This is a genomic window from Mycoplasma pogonae (assembly GCF_054170725.1).
This window is the reverse complement of record NZ_JBSWZS010000002.1, coordinates 75,891-93,102: the sequence shown is the minus strand read 5'-3', so window position 1 is coordinate 93,102 and position 17,212 is coordinate 75,891. Positions and strand designations below refer to the sequence as shown.

At 28.1% G+C, this 17,212-nt stretch carries 23 protein-coding genes and 1 pseudogene; 20 read left to right on the top strand and 4 right to left on the bottom strand.

Annotated elements, in window-relative coordinates:
- Positions 1-40: 40 nt before the first annotated feature.
- Positions 41-1,078 (bottom strand): glycosyltransferase family 2 protein, encoded by a 1,038-nt coding sequence (locus tag ACW95P_RS01125; protein WP_457961388.1) that lies wholly within the window; start codon positions 1,076-1,078, stop codon positions 41-43.
- 247 nt (positions 1,079-1,325) lie between these two features.
- Here ACW95P_RS01125 and ACW95P_RS01120 point away from each other — a divergent pair, with 247 nt between their 5' ends.
- The 6 genes from ACW95P_RS01120 (at position 1,326) to ACW95P_RS01095 (ending at position 6,629) form a co-directional block, all read left to right on the top strand.
- Positions 1,326-2,477, top strand: a complete 1,152-nt coding sequence (locus ACW95P_RS01120; RefSeq protein WP_457961387.1) for a glycosyltransferase family 4 protein — start codon at positions 1,326-1,328, stop codon at positions 2,475-2,477.
- Positions 2,478-2,641: 164 nt separating this feature from the next.
- Positions 2,642-4,363, top strand: coding sequence for an ABC-2 family transporter permease (locus tag ACW95P_RS01115; RefSeq protein ID WP_457961386.1), 1,722 nt, complete (start codon positions 2,642-2,644; stop codon positions 4,361-4,363).
- Between the two features lie 128 nt (positions 4,364-4,491).
- Complete coding sequence (locus tag ACW95P_RS01110; protein ID WP_457961385.1) at positions 4,492-4,908, top strand: Dps family protein; 417 nt, start codon at positions 4,492-4,494, stop codon at positions 4,906-4,908.
- Between the two features lie 23 nt (positions 4,909-4,931).
- Positions 4,932-5,231, top strand: a complete 300-nt coding sequence (locus ACW95P_RS01105; RefSeq protein ID WP_457961384.1) for a YneF family protein — start codon at positions 4,932-4,934, stop codon at positions 5,229-5,231.
- A gap of 115 nt (positions 5,232-5,346) precedes the next feature.
- Entirely contained in the window at positions 5,347-5,541 is a 195-nt protein-coding gene (gene rpmF, locus ACW95P_RS01100) for a 50S ribosomal protein L32 (RefSeq protein ID WP_457961383.1), read from the top strand.
- 71 nt (positions 5,542-5,612) lie between these two features.
- On the top strand, positions 5,613-6,629 hold the full coding sequence (locus ACW95P_RS01095) for a glycosyltransferase family A protein (RefSeq protein WP_457961382.1): 1,017 nt from the start codon (positions 5,613-5,615) through the stop codon (positions 6,627-6,629).
- 64 nt (positions 6,630-6,693) lie between these two features.
- On the opposite strand, the gene ACW95P_RS01090 is transcribed toward ACW95P_RS01095, so the two are convergent.
- From ACW95P_RS01090 to trpS, 3 genes are read right to left on the bottom strand one after another with little or no spacing between them, the layout of a single operon-like run.
- Entirely contained in the window at positions 6,694-7,083 is a 390-nt protein-coding gene (locus ACW95P_RS01090; RefSeq protein ID WP_457961381.1) for a hypothetical protein, read from the bottom strand.
- On the bottom strand, positions 7,070-8,818 hold the full coding sequence (gene thrS / locus ACW95P_RS01085; protein ID WP_457961380.1) for a threonine--tRNA ligase: 1,749 nt from the start codon (positions 8,816-8,818) through the stop codon (positions 7,070-7,072). Before thrS ends, ACW95P_RS01090 begins: the two co-directional genes overlap by 14 nt.
- A gap of 1 nt (position 8,819) precedes the next feature.
- Positions 8,820-9,806, bottom strand: coding sequence for a tryptophan--tRNA ligase (trpS, locus tag ACW95P_RS01080; RefSeq protein WP_457961379.1), 987 nt, complete (start codon positions 9,804-9,806; stop codon positions 8,820-8,822).
- Between the two features lie 112 nt (positions 9,807-9,918).
- On the opposite strand from trpS, the gene ACW95P_RS01075 reads away from it, so the two are divergent.
- The 14 genes and pseudogenes from ACW95P_RS01075 (at position 9,919) to rplX (ending at position 17,211) form a co-directional block, all read left to right on the top strand.
- Positions 9,919-10,281 carry a hypothetical protein gene (locus tag ACW95P_RS01075; protein WP_457961378.1) on the top strand — a complete coding sequence of 121 codons (363 nt, stop codon included), beginning with the start codon at positions 9,919-9,921 and terminating at the stop codon, positions 10,279-10,281.
- Positions 10,282-11,202: 921 nt separating this feature from the next.
- Complete coding sequence (gene rpsJ / locus ACW95P_RS01070; RefSeq protein WP_457961377.1) at positions 11,203-11,508, top strand: 30S ribosomal protein S10; 306 nt, start codon at positions 11,203-11,205, stop codon at positions 11,506-11,508.
- A gap of 23 nt (positions 11,509-11,531) precedes the next feature.
- A pseudogene (rplC, locus tag ACW95P_RS01065) lies at positions 11,532-12,191 on the top strand (50S ribosomal protein L3); the annotation flags it as partial.
- A gap of 140 nt (positions 12,192-12,331) precedes the next feature.
- Positions 12,332-12,997: a 50S ribosomal protein L4 gene (rplD, locus tag ACW95P_RS01060; RefSeq protein ID WP_457961375.1), complete on the top strand. Its 666-nt coding sequence runs from the start codon at positions 12,332-12,334 to the stop codon at positions 12,995-12,997.
- A complete protein-coding gene (rplW, locus tag ACW95P_RS01055; protein WP_457961374.1) occupies positions 12,997-13,398 on the top strand; it encodes a 50S ribosomal protein L23 in 402 nt (133 codons plus the stop codon). Before rplD ends, rplW begins: the two co-directional genes overlap by 1 nt.
- A 73-nt stretch (positions 13,399-13,471) precedes the next feature.
- Complete coding sequence (gene rplB, locus ACW95P_RS01050; RefSeq protein ID WP_457961373.1) at positions 13,472-14,317, top strand: 50S ribosomal protein L2; 846 nt, start codon at positions 13,472-13,474, stop codon at positions 14,315-14,317.
- Positions 14,317-14,592, top strand: coding sequence for a 30S ribosomal protein S19 (gene rpsS, locus ACW95P_RS01045; protein ID WP_457961372.1), 276 nt, complete (start codon positions 14,317-14,319; stop codon positions 14,590-14,592). Before rplB ends, rpsS begins: the two co-directional genes overlap by 1 nt.
- The gene (gene rplV / locus ACW95P_RS01040; protein ID WP_457961371.1) at positions 14,592-14,924 is read left to right on the top strand and encodes a 50S ribosomal protein L22; all 333 of its coding nucleotides are present in this window, start codon (positions 14,592-14,594) and stop codon (positions 14,922-14,924) included. The genes rpsS and rplV overlap by 1 nt, the downstream gene beginning before the upstream one ends.
- Before the next feature lie 11 nt (positions 14,925-14,935).
- A complete protein-coding gene (gene rpsC, locus ACW95P_RS01035; protein WP_457961370.1) occupies positions 14,936-15,586 on the top strand; it encodes a 30S ribosomal protein S3 in 651 nt (216 codons plus the stop codon).
- Positions 15,586-16,014 (top strand): 50S ribosomal protein L16, encoded by a 429-nt coding sequence (gene rplP / locus ACW95P_RS01030; RefSeq protein ID WP_457961369.1) that lies wholly within the window; start codon positions 15,586-15,588, stop codon positions 16,012-16,014. Before rpsC ends, rplP begins: the two co-directional genes overlap by 1 nt.
- A 2-nt stretch (positions 16,015-16,016) precedes the next feature.
- Positions 16,017-16,235 (top strand): 50S ribosomal protein L29, encoded by a 219-nt coding sequence (rpmC, locus tag ACW95P_RS01025; RefSeq protein WP_457961368.1) that lies wholly within the window; start codon positions 16,017-16,019, stop codon positions 16,233-16,235.
- Entirely contained in the window at positions 16,235-16,504 is a 270-nt protein-coding gene (rpsQ, locus tag ACW95P_RS01020) for a 30S ribosomal protein S17 (protein WP_457961367.1), read from the top strand. The genes rpmC and rpsQ overlap by 1 nt, the downstream gene beginning before the upstream one ends.
- 2 nt (positions 16,505-16,506) lie before the next feature.
- On the top strand, positions 16,507-16,875 hold the full coding sequence (gene rplN, locus ACW95P_RS01015; protein ID WP_457961366.1) for a 50S ribosomal protein L14: 369 nt from the start codon (positions 16,507-16,509) through the stop codon (positions 16,873-16,875).
- A gap of 12 nt (positions 16,876-16,887) precedes the next feature.
- Complete coding sequence (gene rplX, locus ACW95P_RS01010) at positions 16,888-17,211, top strand: 50S ribosomal protein L24 (protein WP_457961365.1); 324 nt, start codon at positions 16,888-16,890, stop codon at positions 17,209-17,211.
- Position 17,212: the final 1 nt, after the last annotated feature.

The following is a 17,212-nucleotide window of genomic DNA, read 5'->3' as shown; positions in this document are numbered from 1 at the left end:
TAATAAAAAAACATGCTCAAAAACATGTTAAACAAAAAAATTAAACTTTTACAATTACTTTTTGACTCATTTTCTTCATAAAACGCTGATAATTTTTAAATGATTTTAAAAAAATTAAATAAGGGAATTTCAAATATCTTGCTTTAATTCTTTTTTCGATGCCATATTTTTGATTTAAACTAATGAGGATGTGGTAGCTTTCTTTATATTGATCAATATTTTTCATAATTTTATTAAAAAGTGCGTCACCGAAACAAGAATTAAAAAGCATTCGTAATGAGTGATTTTCTAAGTTTGTTTTTTCAATAAATTTATCTAACAAATTTTCTCGTGCAGCAAAATCATATAAATTTTCTAGGTTATGAAAAATTGCTTCAATTTTTTTATCATCATTAACTAATGTAATATTTTGGAAATTTCAATTATAAAAATAAGTTGCTTTATCAATAAAATGACACTTTTCCATTTTTAAAAACATTGCAAGTGATATGTATATATCTTCATAATTTTTGCCTTTAATGAATTTAATCCCTAAAGAGCGATATCAAGTGGTTTTAATTGCCTTATTCCAAACTGTTAAAAAAGAATTTTCTAAATACAAATGACCAATATTAGCTTTTTTAGTCATTTTTGATCATCTAAAAACAAAATTATTGTGAGTAATGTTAGGCAAACGGAATCTATTCATGCCAAAATGATTTCGAGCTATAATGATTTCTGCTTCAGAATTTTTTTTAATTGCATTAATAAAGTATTTCATCGCATTTTTGTAAATAAAATCATCTGGATCCAAAAAGTAAAAATATTCAGTCTCTACAGCAGTAACTAAAGAATTTCTAGCATTTGAAATACCACCATTTTCTTCTAAAGCAATAATTTTTATTTTTGCAAATGTATTAGTATTTTCATTAGCGAATTTTTTAATTTTTTTTAAACTATCATCTTTAGAACCATCATCTAAAAAAATAATATTTATATTCTTATAGGTTTGGGCTAAAAGTGATTTAAATAAATTTTTTAAAAAAAAACTTTTATTGTATACAGGTATCAAAATTGATATTTTTACTTCTTTTTCCATAGCTGCTTTTCTTCTGTTTTTTGAATTTTAAGAAAATTTTTTAAAATGCCAGTAGATGGTTTATTTTAACGAAATTTTCTTTTATATTATTTATTGATAAAAAACAAATTAATTTAGTTTTATAAATTATAATGCAAAAAAGATTATTTAAAAATTTTAAAATATATTTAAATAAACATTATTTTTTAAATAAATAGTATAAACTTTTTTATTATTATATTATTTAAGTATCAAAAAAAGGATTAATATGAAGAAGATTTTAATTTTTTCTGCAAGACCTCACAATGTGATTGGGGGCATTGAAACCTATTCGCGTAATTTAATTAAAATATTAATTAAAAACCCAAATTATGAAATACATGAATTATATTATCTAAATCAAAACCCCACAAAAGTTATTGTGTCTGAAAAAATGCCAATTAAATCTTCTGAAAACTTTTTTGAAAAAATTAATAAAAAAAATCAATGAAAATTTTTTCCTTTTGAATTTATTAATGAATTAAGAGTTAGAGCTTTTATTCAAAGTTTTAATTTTGCTGAGTATGATTTAGTTATTTTTCAAAATTATATTTTTTATAAATTAGAAAATTTTATTAATTTAGATAAAAGTGTTTTTGTACAACATTTTGCTTATAGATATTATTTTAATTTTGCGCTTGAAAAAAATTTATTAAACCCATTTGTTACTTTAATTTCAAAACATAACAAAAAAAATTTTAATTTTTTCAAATTTGGCAAAAATGTAGTTGTTTATGATAAATACAATCAAGCCGATATTAATTTAAAGCTTAATCAAAATAAAAGCTTTTATCAAATACCCTTACCATATATTGAAAAAATTTTAGATTATAAAGACATCAATTACAAGGAAAAAACATTTATTTTATATGCAGGAAGAATTCAAAATACTCAAAAAAATTTTTCATTTTTAGTTAAAGCCTCACTTTTTTTTACTTCTCCATTAGTTGTTTATGGCTCTGGATCTTTGGTTAAAAAAAATAAGTGACACAAAAATATTATTTATAAAGGATTTTATAAACAAGAAGAAATTAAGCAAATTCAATCTAAGGCAAAAGTTTTTGTTTTAGCCTCTAAAATGGAAGGTTTTGGCTTTAGTCTTGTTGAATCTTTAGCTAATGGCACACCTATTGTTGTGCTTGATACTTTTCCTTCAGCAAAATTTTTAGTTAATAACAACCAAAATGGAATTTTATTACCAGCTAATGCTACAACTGAAGAATATGCCGCCGCTGTAAATAAAATTTATAATTTACCTGATAAGGAATATCAAAAAATGTCGCAAAATTGTTTAGAATTTGCTAAGCAATATTTGGACCTTACAAATTTTGAAAATTCATGAAATCAAATTGTAAAAAATATTTTAAACAATAATGAATAAATCATTTTTATGCAATTTACAAATGAATAAATTAAAATATGATAACTTAAACACTAATTTTAAATTAAAAACTTTTTTGATTTTTAGTTAAATTCCTTAACTTTATTTTTACAAAAAGTATAATTTTAATGATTTATATTTTGCAATAAATAAAAGGAGAAAAAATGCAAAATTATTTTTCATGGTTAATTAAAATCCATTTCAAAAAATATACTAATTATATTCCGCTTTTAATTTACCCAATATTTATTTTAATATTGTCAATTATTTTGAAAAATATTTGACAAACTGAAAAAATCTATGTATATGATATTTTAGCTGGTTTTGTTTTGCCATCAATTCTGCTTTTAAATAGTTTTTCAAATTATATTAATAACTATACTTCCATTAAAAAAAATACATTAGAAACAAATATAGAGCTTTTGAGTTTTACTAATGACAAAAGCCGATTAAAAATTTATTTTAATAAATTATTAGCTTTTTTAATTTTAAATTTCATTTCATTAACAATCACTTTTGTAGTACTTGTTATTTCATTAGCTTATGTATTAGATGGAGAATATATTAGTAAAATATTTTTCATTGCATCAGCTTATAGTTTTACATCAATTATCATTTCAATATTATTTTTTGGCTTATTGTTTTTAATTGATACTTTTTTAATGAAACAAATTAAAAAAAGAAATAATGTCTATGGTCTTGTGATGGGGTTAATTGGACTTATTGTTGGTTTAAGCTTCACTATGACAATATCGATTGCGCCAGCTGCTGCTAAAAACAAAATTAGCGAAATATTTGAGCTTAAAAATAAAATCCAAGACCAAGAAGAAAAATCTTTGTCTATAGAGGATATTGAAAGTGAAAATTATAATTTTTTACAAAAAAATAATCAAATTGTGAGTTCCCCAATTTTAGTCTGGAAATACATGAGTAAAAATTCTTCAAAGGAAACACCAATCACGCCGGAAATTATTGATCAATACTTAAAAATTTATAATGAAGCAGCTGCATTGTATAAGAATTGAAGCATTATAAATTATTTTAGTTTTTTTAATATTTTTGCAAAAGGAGCAAATTTTGATTCTATTTCAAATGAATATTATCAAAATTATCCCGAACAGGAAGCTAAGCGAAAACAAAGAGATCCAAATTTTTATTTTTTCTATAAGCAAGAGCAAAATCCTGAATATACTAACCAATTTTTAAAAATCAAATTGCAAGTAGGGATAGATCAAAACCCAGTTGATTATTATTTAACTTATTCACCAATTACTAATTATTTTTTAGATGAAAAAATTCACCCAGAACAAACAAAATTATTAAATTATTTTAATTCTAATATTAGTTTGAAAAAAACCTTAAATCAAACAAAAATTGGACTAAATAGTGTCGCAACAGATCTAGAAAATGACTCTTATTTTAATAATCGAGAAGTTTTTATTAATTTTGAAACAGTTGCAAAAATTTATTACAAGTTGATTGAATTTAACCGCGGTAATAACAATTTTTTAGAAATTAATTGACAAAATATCGAATACATTTTGTTAAAAATTGCTGTAACCAAAAACCTTATTTTAAAAATTGATTATAAAAATACAATTAATCAAAAAGGCGAAGCCACCAGTAATTTGACAGAATTAAGTAAACCTCAAAATAAATCAAATAATTTAACTGCTACAGAAAAAATTATTTCTAATTTAGCTAATGATTTATTATTAGAAGTTTTTTTGGATAACAAAGAAATGGTTTCGAGTAAAACGATTGTTGCTTTTGGTTTAAAAGAAGAGACTTATCAATTATGAATTAGTGCATTAATCATAGTCATATTAATTTTAGTTCTTAATTCTGCTGCAATTTACCGCTATCGTAAAATGGATATAGCTTAAAATTTGTAAACTTTTTTAAAAATGCACCTTACTAAAACTAAGTGCATTTTTCAAAAGCTAAATTTTGTTGTTAAAATAAATGTTATAATTAAATTCAATAAAAATTATAAATCTTTAAAGAGGTTAGTATGGAATTAAAAAATTTAAAAGCACTACAAGCTAGTTTAGTAGTTTTAGCAATGAAAGTTAAAAATTTCCACTGAAATGTCAAAGGATTAGAATTTTTTGAAATTCATAGTGTAACTGATGAATTTTATGAAAGAGTTGCTGATTTTTCAGATGAAGTTGCTGAAAAATTAGTAATGAATGACGTTAATCCTGTTGGTACATTACAAGAAGCCTTGCAATTAAGTAAAATTAGTGAAGTTGTTAGTCAACCAGTTTTTTATGAACTGGTTTGTGGGGCGCTTGTGGAAGATTGTCAAACAATTTTAAAACTTGCAAATGAATCAGAAACATCACCAACAATTCAGCCTTTATTAGATGAAATCTTTTTAGTGTTTGATAAATATCACTGACAATTTAAAAAAACTGTTGAAAAATAAACTTATAAGATTGGAGAAAAAATATGGTAAATCAAAGTGTTGTTAGATTAACGGAAGAAACTCTGAAAATTGTTGAGAGCCACACCGCTGGTGGTGTTGGTCTTTCGGGGTGAGTAGGGATTGTATTTGGTGTAGCTATTATTTGTGCAATTGTTGCAGCAATTGGAGCATTATTTTTTGCGAAAAAAATGTTTGCTAAACAATTAAAAGAAAATCCACCGATTAGCGAAAAAATGATTCGAGCAATGTTTTTACAAATGGGTCGTAAACCATCAGAAGCACAAATTAGATCAGTAATGCGCTCAATGCAAAATGCAAAATAAAATTACATTTTGAAAAAAATAATTTTATAATATAATTTTTAATACTTTTAAGTGTTCAAAATCGAACTTTTAAATTTTTGTATCATAAAAATCATTATCTAGACAAGGAGAAAACATGGCAATTGTTCCTAAACGTAAAACCTCGAAGCAACGTCGTAACAAAAGAAGAACACATGATGCTTTAACACCTCAAAATTTAGTACTATGTACAAATTGCAGCCAAAAAATTATGCAACACCGTGTATGTAAGTTTTGTGGTTTTTATAAAAACAAAAAAGTTGAAGGTTATACAGCTATCAATGATAAATAATTGAATAATATTTTAAACATTTTTATGCTTAAAATATTATTTTTTTATTTTTTAAATTTGGGAGAAACATTATGCAAAAACCAGTTTTAATGACAGTTTTAGTCCCTGTTTATAATAAAGTGACTTTTTTGCCAAAATTTTTTCAATCACTTTTAAAACAAGTTGATAAAAATGTTAATATCATTTTTTTAGATGACGCTTCCACCGATGCAAGTTTAAAAATGTTGCAAGATTTTGAAGCTAAATTTGCTTCAAAATTTCGAGGTGTTAAAATTATTCAACTCAATCAAAATGGTGGTCTAGCAAATGCAAGAAATGTTTTAATTAATGCTGTTGAAACTGCCTACTTTTATTTTGCTGATCCAGATGACTGATTTTACAAAAAAACTTTTGTTGAATTTAATCGGGCATTAAGAAAAAAACCTGGCGTAGAAGTGGTATTAGCCCGTAATAATTTTGGAATTAATAATTTCCGAATTATTAATGTTACTTATAATAGTTTGGGATTTCGTTGACAACAACTAACTACTAAAAAACAAGCAAGCGAATTATATATTGAAAATGGAATTGCTACAATTTGGAATAAAGCAATTAATACAGCTTGGTTCAAATCGCTGGGACTAAAATTTATTAAAGGTTCTAATTATGAAGACATTTATGTTGGGCTTGCACTATTTTTAAAAATGCATAAAACCTATTTCATTGATAAAGCAACTTATTTTTATAATTGAAATGCTCAAGGTTTAAGTGCAGTGCATGATCACAAAAAAGTTGAAGATTTTTTTATTAATTTACATAAGTTATATGATTTTGCAACTCAAGAAAATTTATTACATAAATTCAGAGAATCAACTAATTTAGAAAAACATTATTTAAAGCTAATTTTTATTTCTTGTTTTTCTGATATTACTTATCGTAAAACTCGTAAAAATCTTGAGCAATACGCTCAAGCCCACCAAATCATTGCTGAATTAAATCAGAAATATGATTTAGAAACACGCATGAAAAAAAAATATTTAACTCCTTTAGCATGAATGTTTCAACCTGCTTTTAAAAACTATCAAAAATTTATGAAAAATTTTAATTAATAAATTAATTATTTAAAAAAGACTTGTATTTTAGTGACAAGTCTTTTTTAAGTCATTTTGTAATTTATTGTTGATGTTTTTTATTGATGATTTTATCATTTAAGTATAGCAATAAAGGTGTTACAGTTACCAAAATTACTAAAACAATTAAAAAACGATATCCAGGATGCAAGCTATAACTCATATTAATAGCAAACATTACTATAGCCATAGGAATAGCATAAGTTAAAACAGCAAAAGGAACTCACTTCATTAGCAAAAAAATTGTAATAATAATAGCAGTCCCGCCTAAATAGCCAAGCAAAACAAATAAAAGTTCATTAAAACTTAAATCAGTCTTAGCGCTTCAATTAGCATCTTTTCCTAAAAAATATCAAATTAAAATTCCTGGTAAAAAAATAAAAATAAAAGTAAAAAGGTGGTGTGAAAAAGCAAATTTTTTATTTTTTATCATGTTTTAAAGCAGTTAACATAGTGATAAATTCAGTTAGAGGAAGGGTTGTGTTTTGGTTACTTCCGTAAAGTCTGAAAGTTACTGTATTGTTAGCTTGCTCCTGATCTCCGATAATAAGTTGAAATTTAGTTTTACTAATTTGAGCTTCACGAATTTTTTTCTGCATTCTTTCATTTCTTGAGTCTAATTCTGAATGAAAGCCTAAAGCAAATAATTGGTCCTGAACTTGCTTTGCATAAGCAAAATTATTTTCTAAATTTACTGGAATAACCACTACTTGCTTAGGACTTAATCAAAATGGCAAATTCCCTTTAGTTTGTTCTAAAAGAATGGAAATAAATCGTTCGTATGTTCCGATTAATCCCCGGTGAATTAATACAGGGGTTTCTGATTGATTATCTGAATTAATGTATTCAAGTTCAAATTTTTTAGGCAGTAAAAAGTCTAATTGTAAAGTTGACATTGTAATTTCATGGCCCAAAACTGTTTTAATTTGAAAATCAATTTTAGGGCCATAAAAAGCTGCTTCTCCAGGCATTTCAACATAGTCAATGCCCAAATCCTTTAAAACTTTTTCAAGTGCTTGTTCAGCCGCTTCCCAAAGTTGATCATCTTGGAAAAATTTTGCTTTATCATTAGGATCACGTTTTGAAAAAGAAACATAATTAACATCAATTTTAAAAATTTTTAATGCTTCTTTAATTAATTCATATTGATGCTTAAATTCAGTTTCAATTTGATCTACTCTAGCAAAAACATGCCCTTCAGTTAAATCCATACCCCGCACTCTTTCAAGACCAGTAAGAGCTCCAGATTTTTCATAACGATATAATCTCGATTGTTCTGAGTATCGAATCGGAAAATCACGGTAACTTCGTTTTTCTTTTTTATACAAAATTACGTGGTGCGGACAAGTCATAGGTCGTAAAACTAGTGATTCATTTTCTTCTTCGATAGAATTAAACATGTCATCGCGGTAATGTTCTCAATGACCAGAAATTTCATATAATTCTTTAGAACCGAAATGCGGCGTTAAAACTTCTTTAAAACCATATTTACGATCTAAATACAAAACTTCATTTCGAATTGCATTGTGAATTTTCATTCCGTCTTCTAATCAAATCGGAAAACCTTGACCTGACAACTTACTAAAAGTAAAAATTTTTAAATCTTTCCCAATTTTACGGTGGTCACGCTCTTTACGATCTTGCAAAATATCTAAAAAAGCTTGAAGTTGTTCAGCACTTTCTCATGCTGTACCATAAATTCTTGTTAACTGGGGATTATCACTATTTCCTCTTCAATAAGCTCCTGCTAAAGATAATAATTTTACATGTTTGATATCCTTAGTACTTTCAATGTGTCCTCCAGCACAAAGATCAGTAAATAATCTTTCTCCAGTTTTAGCATTAACTAATGAATAAAAAGTTACATTTTTACCTTGTGCAATAAATTCATCATACAGTTCTTTTTTATAAGGTTGATTTCTAAAATCATACTGATAATTTTCTTCATGAATCATTTGATAATTATTTGCTGCAAATTTTTTGATTTGTTTTTCTAATTTATTTAAATCATTTTCTGAAAAACTATCTAAAAATTCAAAATCATAATAAAAACCCTCTTTCGTTGCTGGTCCAAATCCTAACTTTGTATTTGGAAATAGTTTTAACACAGCTGCAGCAAGTAAATGCGAAGTTGTATGATTTAATTCCTTATTAAATTTTTCTAACATATTATAATCCTCTTAATTTCATAAAATGAGTTAAATTAGTTTGTGCAACTTGACGAGCTTTTACAGCTCCTTGATCAGCTAGTGTTGCAATATTAGCCAAATGTTGTTGATACTTTGCTTGCAATGTAATTAAAAATTGTTTGACAGTTTCAGCTACAGCTTCTTTAAAAACTTTGTAATTAGCACCATCAAATTTAAGAGCAGCAGTTTCTGGTGTAATGTCATTTAAAGCTGCATAAATTGTTAATAAATTTTTAACACCAGGTTTGTCATCAGCTAAATAAACTTTATTTTCGCTATCAGTTACTGCTTTCATAATTTTTTTATAAGCTATTTCAGGATCGTCTAATAAATAGATTGTTTCATTAGCATTTTCAGAAGATTTTGACATTTTTTTGGTTGGATCAGTTAACGCCATAATCTTTGCGCCATTTTTTACAATATAAGGTTCTGGCACTATAAATTTAGTTTTATATTTTTTATTAATTCTTTCGGCCACATTCCGAGTTAATTCTAAATGTTGCTTTTGATCCGCTCCGACCGGGACAAGGTGTGGATTATATAATAAAATATCTGCTGCCATTAAAGTTGGATAAACAAATAGACCTGTTGGAATTAATTCCGTTCCATTTGCATTTTTAACTTTAGCACTTTTGTCTTTGAATTGTGTCATGCGATTCAATTCTCCCATTGTTGTTTGGGTTAAAATTAATCAATTCATCATAGTATGTTCTAAAACATCTGATTGATAAAACAAAGTAGTTTTAGTAGGATCAATACCTAAGGCTAGATACATTGCAAAAATTGATTCTTTATTTTGTTTTAGTTTTTCCGGTTCGATGTTATTAGTTAATGCATGCAAATCAGCAACAAAAATGTATGATTCATATTCATCTTGGAGTTGAATCATGCTTTTAATTGCGCCAACATAATTTCCAATCGTTAAGCTACCTGTTGCCGTAATTCCACTAACCATTCTTTTTTTCATAAATTCTGGTTCCTTAAATTAAAATATAAAATAATTTTAATATAAAATTATATAAGAATTATAATATCAAAATTTTTTCCAAACTAATTTATTTTTACGCAAAGGAATAATGATGACAAAAAAAGAAAAATTTCTACACACATTATTAATTATTGTGACATTTGGGTTAATTAAACTATATTGAAAAAGATATAGAACCGAAAAAAAAGATTATTTGTCATATTCAGACAATGTACCTTTTAATTTACAAGATTTATACCAAGAAATTGGCGGAATTAGTAACATCCAAAATTGCTCTTTTACATATAATAAAGTGCGAATTGATTTAAATGACACAAGCACAATAAATAATGAAAATATTTTAAAATTAAAAGGTATTTCGGGGGTCGTTGTATCTTCCAAGAGTGTTAATTTAATTGTGGGTAACACCTCAAAAGCAATAGCTAAAGCAATTAATGAAACACTAACTAATTAAACCTTAACAAATTAAAGTGATTATTTTGTTATTACTCAAAGCGTCATTTTTGACGCTTTTTTACAAAAAACACTATTAAACAATAATTTTTATTAATTTTTTATCAAAATTCTTAATTTCTTGCGATATATAAATGGGTAAAAAATTAAACCCTTTTAGATTAGTTGTTTAAAAACGACTTTTATTTATGAGAAATGAGGAAAAATGAAAAATTATTATCCAATTGAAATTAATAGTTTCAATCTTAATCTAGCAAAAAAAGCTAGAAAAAAACTTTTTAAAAAATTAGCTAAAAAATGTTGATGCCAAAACATATTAATCAATGACGCAATAATCAGCAAATATAAAGGTGATCAATGAAATATAGCAACTAAAAAACAAATTCATAAATTTTCTAAATCTAGAAAAAAATTTCAAAAATACAATTATTATTTTTAAATTTCTGAACTTAAAAAATTGAAAAAAGTTTTATTAAATTTTTATTGTGTTCACTGCTCTAATGACATAGATTTTTATTAATTTAATGATTATTTTTTAAATAAAACAAGAAACCTAATGTTTTTCAATAGCAAAAGCACTATTTATTTTATTGTTTATTTAAGCCATAAGATTTATTTTTTAACCACTTTTAATGATTTTTTTTATCATTAAAAGTGGTTTTTAATAATTCATCTAAAAAAAATAGCATATATTTTTGCATTTTTGAAAATAAAACTAAATTATAAAAATTTGCTTATTTTAAGCTAATAATATGAAAAAAATAACAAAATATTTATCATAAAAATTATTTGATGTATAATTCAAAAACCTTATTATTATATAGGGCTATGAAACATTAGGTTGTGATACTCCAAGAATAGTTGTTGCTGGATATCAGTTTTAATGTGGAGCTTGTTCAAATTAGGAACGAAGGAGACAACAATGCAAAAACTAGAAATCAAAGTTAAAGCGTTTGATTTTAGACTTGTGGATGCAGCTGCTTTAAAAATCGTACAAGCAGCTAAAGACGTAGGTTTAAAAGTTAGTGGACCTGTACCATTACCAACAAAACGTGAAGTGTTTACAATTTTAAGATCTGTGCACGTTAACAAAAAATCACGTGAACAATTCGAAAGTAGAACACACAAAAGATTAATTGTAATCTACAAACCAACAGAAGCATTAATTGACAAAATTAAGCGTACTGAATTACCTGCTGGTGCTGCTATATCATTAGCTGTTAAATAATTAAAAATATTGAAAGGAACAATATGAAAGGAATCTTAGGAAAAAAGATTGGGATGACTCAAGTTTACTCAGACCACGGAACAATTATTCCTGTAACTGTAATTGAAGTTCAACCAAATGTTGTAACACAAATTTTATTGCAAGATAAAGATGGTTATAACGCCCTACAAATCGGTTTAGTTGATGTTAAACTAAAAAGACAAACTAAACCTGCTGTTGGCCACTTTAAAAAAGCTAATACAGCACCTAAGCGCTTCGTGAAAGAAATTAGAGGAATGTCCGGTTTTGAATTAGGTCAAACCATTGATTCATCAATCTTTCAAGTTGGAGAGCTAGTTGATGTAACTGGGACATCAAAAGGAAAAGGTTTTTCCGGAACAATTAAAAGACATAATCAAAAAATTGGTCCTAAATCACATGGTGGTGGTGGTGGATCAAAGCCGGTTCGTCAAACTGGATCATTAGGGGATATTTCTGGAAATAAAGTTGTTAAAGGAATGACAATGCCTGGACAACACGGAAATGCTAAAAGAACAGTTCAAAATTTAGAAATCGTAAAAATTGATTTAGTTAACAATATTTTGTTAGTTAAAGGATCTGTGCCAGGACCTAAAAAATCATTTGTAGTAATTAAACAAGCAGTTAAAGGACTACCTGCAAAAGAAGCAGTTAAACTTGTTAACCTTGAAGAAGAAATGATTAAAAACCATTTACTAGAACAATCTAAAAAATTACACTTAGATCTAAACTCAGACATGAGCGTTCAAGAAATGCAACAATTGGTGGATGAAGCAAAAGCAAAGCAAAGTGAGGAGCATAAATAATGGCTGATAAAGTACAAAAATCTCAATCAGAAAAAACTCCTGTTGTAACAGCTAAGGCGGTTACGAAAGTTCAATTCACTCCAACAATTACACTTCCAAAAAATGTATTTGGATTGGCGGAAATTTCTTCACAAGCGATTTATGACACTATTTTGTCAGAAAGAGCTTCAAAAAGACAAGGGACTCACAAAGTTAAAAATCGTGGTGAAGTAAGTGGGACTGGTAAAAAACCTTGAGCACAAAAAGGTACTGGTAAAGCAAGAACAGCATCATTAAGAACACCTGTATTTGTTGGTGGGGGACGCGCTTTTGGACCAACTACTAATCGTAACTATGAGTTAAAAGTTAATAAAAAAGTTAGAAAATTAGCATTGTGTTCAGCCTTAACAGAATTAGCGACAGCACAAGAAGTTTTAGTAAAAGAATTAACATTATCAAAAATTTCAACTAAAGAATTAGTAGCAACTTTAAAACAAGACCAACTAGATCAATTGAGATACGTTGTTGTTGTTTCTAATGATGAAAATGTTTTTAAATCAGCAAGAAACTTAAAAAATGTTGTTGTTGTCAAGGTGGCTTCATTATCTGTTGAACAATTAGTTAGAGCTGATGCCTTAATAATTAGTGAAAGTGATATTAAGTACTTAGAAGGATTGGTGAAATAATGAATGTTAATGAAATTATTAAAAAACCAATTTTAACTGAAAAAACACATCAACAAATGCAAGAAGGTTTTTACACTTTTGCAGTTGATCGTCGTAGCAATAAAACAGAAATTAAAAAGGCTGTTGAATACATTTTTGATGTTAAAGTAGTTTCAATCAACATTTTTAATGTTCCTAAAAAACCTAAAAAATTAGGTCGTTTCGCAGGATTTACAACAGCTTATAAAAAAGCAATTGTAAAATTAGCTGAAGGTAATTTTATTAATTTATACGGAGATGAAGAGGTTGTTGAAGCAGAAACAACTTCTGAAAAAGCTCCAAAAGTTAAAGAAAAATCAGAAGCTGAACTAAAAGCAGCAGCTAAATTAGCAGCAGCTGAATCAAAAAAAGACGAAGCATAATTAAAGCGGTAAGTGTTTTGCTTAAAAGAAAAACACCGCAAATATTTTTAAGCAAGAAAGGACAAAAGACCACATGGCAATTAAAAAATTTAAAGCCACAACAAACGGTCGTCGTCATATGACTTCGCTTGATTACAATGCCAATTTATCTGGGCATGAACCTGAAAAATCTTTATTAGTAATTTTAAAGAAAAAATCAGGACGTAATCATGGTGGTAAGATCACTGTGCGTCACCAAGGTGGAAGAAACAAACGTTTCTATCGGATTATTGATTTCAAAAGAAATAAAGATAATATTCCAGGAACTGTAAAAACAATTGAATACGATCCAAATAGATCAGCAAACATTTCACTTATTAGTTATTTAGATGGTGAAAAACGTTACATTTTAACTCCTAAAGGATTACAAATCGGTCAAAAAGTTATTTCTGGAGAAAATGTTGACATTTTAGTTGGAAATGCTTTACCATTGGCAAACATTCCTGAAGGTACTGTTGTACATAACATCGAAATGCAACCATTAGGTGGAGGGGTTATTGCTCGTTCAGCTGGTTCAAGTGCCCAAATTTTAGGTAAAGATGAATCAGGTAAATATGTTGTTCTAAAGTTAAAATCTGGTGAAGTACGTCGTGTTTTAGCGCGTTGTCGTGCAACAATTGGAACAGTCGGAAACGAAGAGCATTCATTGGTAAACATTGGTAAAGCTGGACGTAACCGTAAATTAGGTGTAAGACCTACAGTTAGAGGTTCTGTAATGAACCCGGTAGATCACCCACATGGAGGGGGAGAAGGGAAACAACCAGTTGGTCGTAAAGCTCCTTTAACTCCTTGAGGTAAAAAAGCACTTGGTGTGAAAACAAGAAATAATAAAAAATCTTCAACTAAATTAATTATCAGAAGAAGAAAGGGAAGTAAATAATGGCTAGATCATTGAAAAAAGGTCCATTTGCAGATGACTACTTGTTAAAAAAAGCTGCTGCAATGCAAGATCAAAAAGTGAAAAAACCAATTAAAACTTGATCAAGAAGATCAACCATCTTCCCTGAATTTGTTGGTTTGACATTCCAAGTACACAATGGCAAAATTTTTAATGATGTGTTTGTAACAGAAGACATGGTAGGACATAAGTTAGGAGAATTTTCTCCAACTAGAACTTACACAGGTCACGGTGCTGATAAAGGGAAGAAAAAATAATGCAGGCAAAAGCACATTTAAAAGTTCAAAGAGTATCAGCTCAAAAAGCGCGATTAGTAGCAGATTTATTTAGAGGTAAAACCACTACTGAAGCATTAGGAATTTTGCACCATACAAACAAAAAATCAGCCAAGTTATTTATTAAGTTATTAAATTCAGCAATCGCTAATGCAGTTAACAATCATGGAATGAATGGAGAAACATTATATGTTTCAGAAATTCTTGTTAATGAAGGTCCAACACTAAAAAGATTTCAACCACGTCAAAGAGGTAGAGCTTATAGAATTTTAAAAAGAACATCACATTTCTCAATTACATTAGATGAAAGATAGGAGAGTAATTTATGGGACAAAAAGTTAATCCAAATGGGTTTAGATTCGGGATTACTCGTAAGCACAATGCAACATGATTTGCAACTAAGGCAAATTTTGCTGCTAATTTATTAGAAGATGTAAAAATTAGAGAATATGTTGAAAAATTTGTACGTGAGTACCAAATTGGAAATGTTGAAATCCAAAGAGATCAAAATAATCGTGTTACATTAACAATCCACACTGCAAAACCTGGAGTTATTTTAGGTCAAGGTGGGGAAAATGTTAAGAAAATGACATTAGCAATCCAAAAATTTACTAAAAACAAAAAATTAGATTTAAAAATTGATGTTCGGGAAATTGCACATCCAGAACTAAATGCTCGTTTAGTTGCGGAACAAATTGCTATGCGTTTAGAAAACCGTGGAGCATTTCGTCAAGCACAAAAATTTGCAATTCGTAATGCATTAAAAGCGGGGGCAAAAGGAATTAAAACTCAAGTTTCAGGTCGTTTAAATGGAGTTGATATGGCTCGTACTGAAGGATATACTGAAGGTGAAATGAAATTACATACATTAAGACAAAATGTTGATTATGCACAAGCAACAGCACGAACAACATACGGAGCTTTAGGAATTAAGGTATGAATTTCATTAGGTGAAGTTAAAGAAGGTGACAAATAATGTTACAACCAAAAAGAACTAAATACCGTAGAAACTTTAGAATTAATCACGACTCAGGAAAAGCTTTCAGAGGAAATAAAGTTTCTTTTGGAGAATTTGGATTACAAGCTAAAACTTCAGCTTGAGTAACATCACGTCAAATTGAATCAGCCAGAATTGCAATTACCAGAAGAATGGGACGTGAAGGGCAAGTGTTTATTCGGATTTTCCCGCACTTATCACTAACTTCAAAACCAATTGGGGTAAGAATGGGATCTGGTAAAGGTACACCTGATAAATGAGTAGCGGTTGTTAAAGTTGACACTATGATGTTCGAAGTTTCAGGTGTTAAAGAAGATATCGCTAAAGATGCCCTAAGGTTAGGTGGTCACAAACTACCGGTTAAAGTAAAAATAGTAGAAGCAACAAAACAAGAAGGAGTGGCGTAATTATGGTTTTTAAAGATTTAAAATCAAAATCACTTCCTGAATTAGAAAAGTTGATTGAAGAATTTAAAGCAGAATTATTTTTGTTACGTTTTAAAAATTCAACTGGTCAACAAGATAAAACTCACAAAATTAAATTAGTACGTCGTGACATCGCTAAAGTTTTAACAGCTATTAAACAAATTAAAATGGCGGAAGCAACATCATCTAAGGAGAGTAAATAATGGAAACTAAAAGAAATACTCGTAAAACCCTAACCGGCGTTGTTGTTTCAAATAAAAATGCTAAAACTATTATCGTTGAAGTATCAACATACTCAAAACACCCATTATATGGAAAGCGTTTTAGAACAACAAAACGTTTTGCTTCACATGATGAACAAGAAGTTGCTAATATTGGTGATGTAGTAAGAATTTCAGAAACTCGCCCATTATCAAAAACAAAAAGGTTTCGTTTATTAGAAGTTAAAGAAGCAGCAAAGGCAGGTAATTAAGAATGGTTCAAGAACAGTCAAGATTAGTTGTTGCTGATAACTCAGGAGCAAAAGAAGTAGGGTTAATTCGTAACCTAGGTGGTTCTGTTAAAAAAACTTCTAATATTGGTGATGTAATTGTTTGTTCAGTTAAAAAAGCATTACCAAACGGGATTGTTAAAGAAGGACAAGTTGTTAAGGCAGTGATTGTGAGATCAACTTACGGAATTAAACGTAAAAACGGAACTCACATTCGTTTTGATGATAATGCGGTTGTGATTATTAAGGAAGATGGTTCACCAAGAGGAACTCGGGTATTTGGGCCGGTGGCACGTGAAATTCGTGAAAAAGGTTACATGAAAATTGTTTCGCTAGCACCTGAGGTATTATAGAAAGGAATAACAATGAAATTTAAAGTTAATGATGAAGTAATTGTTATTGCTGGTTCTCATAAAGGCAAAACAGGAAAAGTTTTACAAGTCTTCCCCAAAGTTAACCGTTTAACAATTAAAGATATTAACGTAGTTACAAAACACGTTAAACCTTCACAACAAAAAACAGAAGGTGGAATCGAAACATTTGAAGCACCAATTGATGCTTCTAACGTAGCTTACTTATTAAAAAAAGCAAGTAAAGATAAACCAGCTGAATATACTAGAATTGGTTATTTAGTGAAAGATGGTTTAAGAGTTCGTGTGGCTAAAAAAACTGGAAAGGTAATTGATTAAG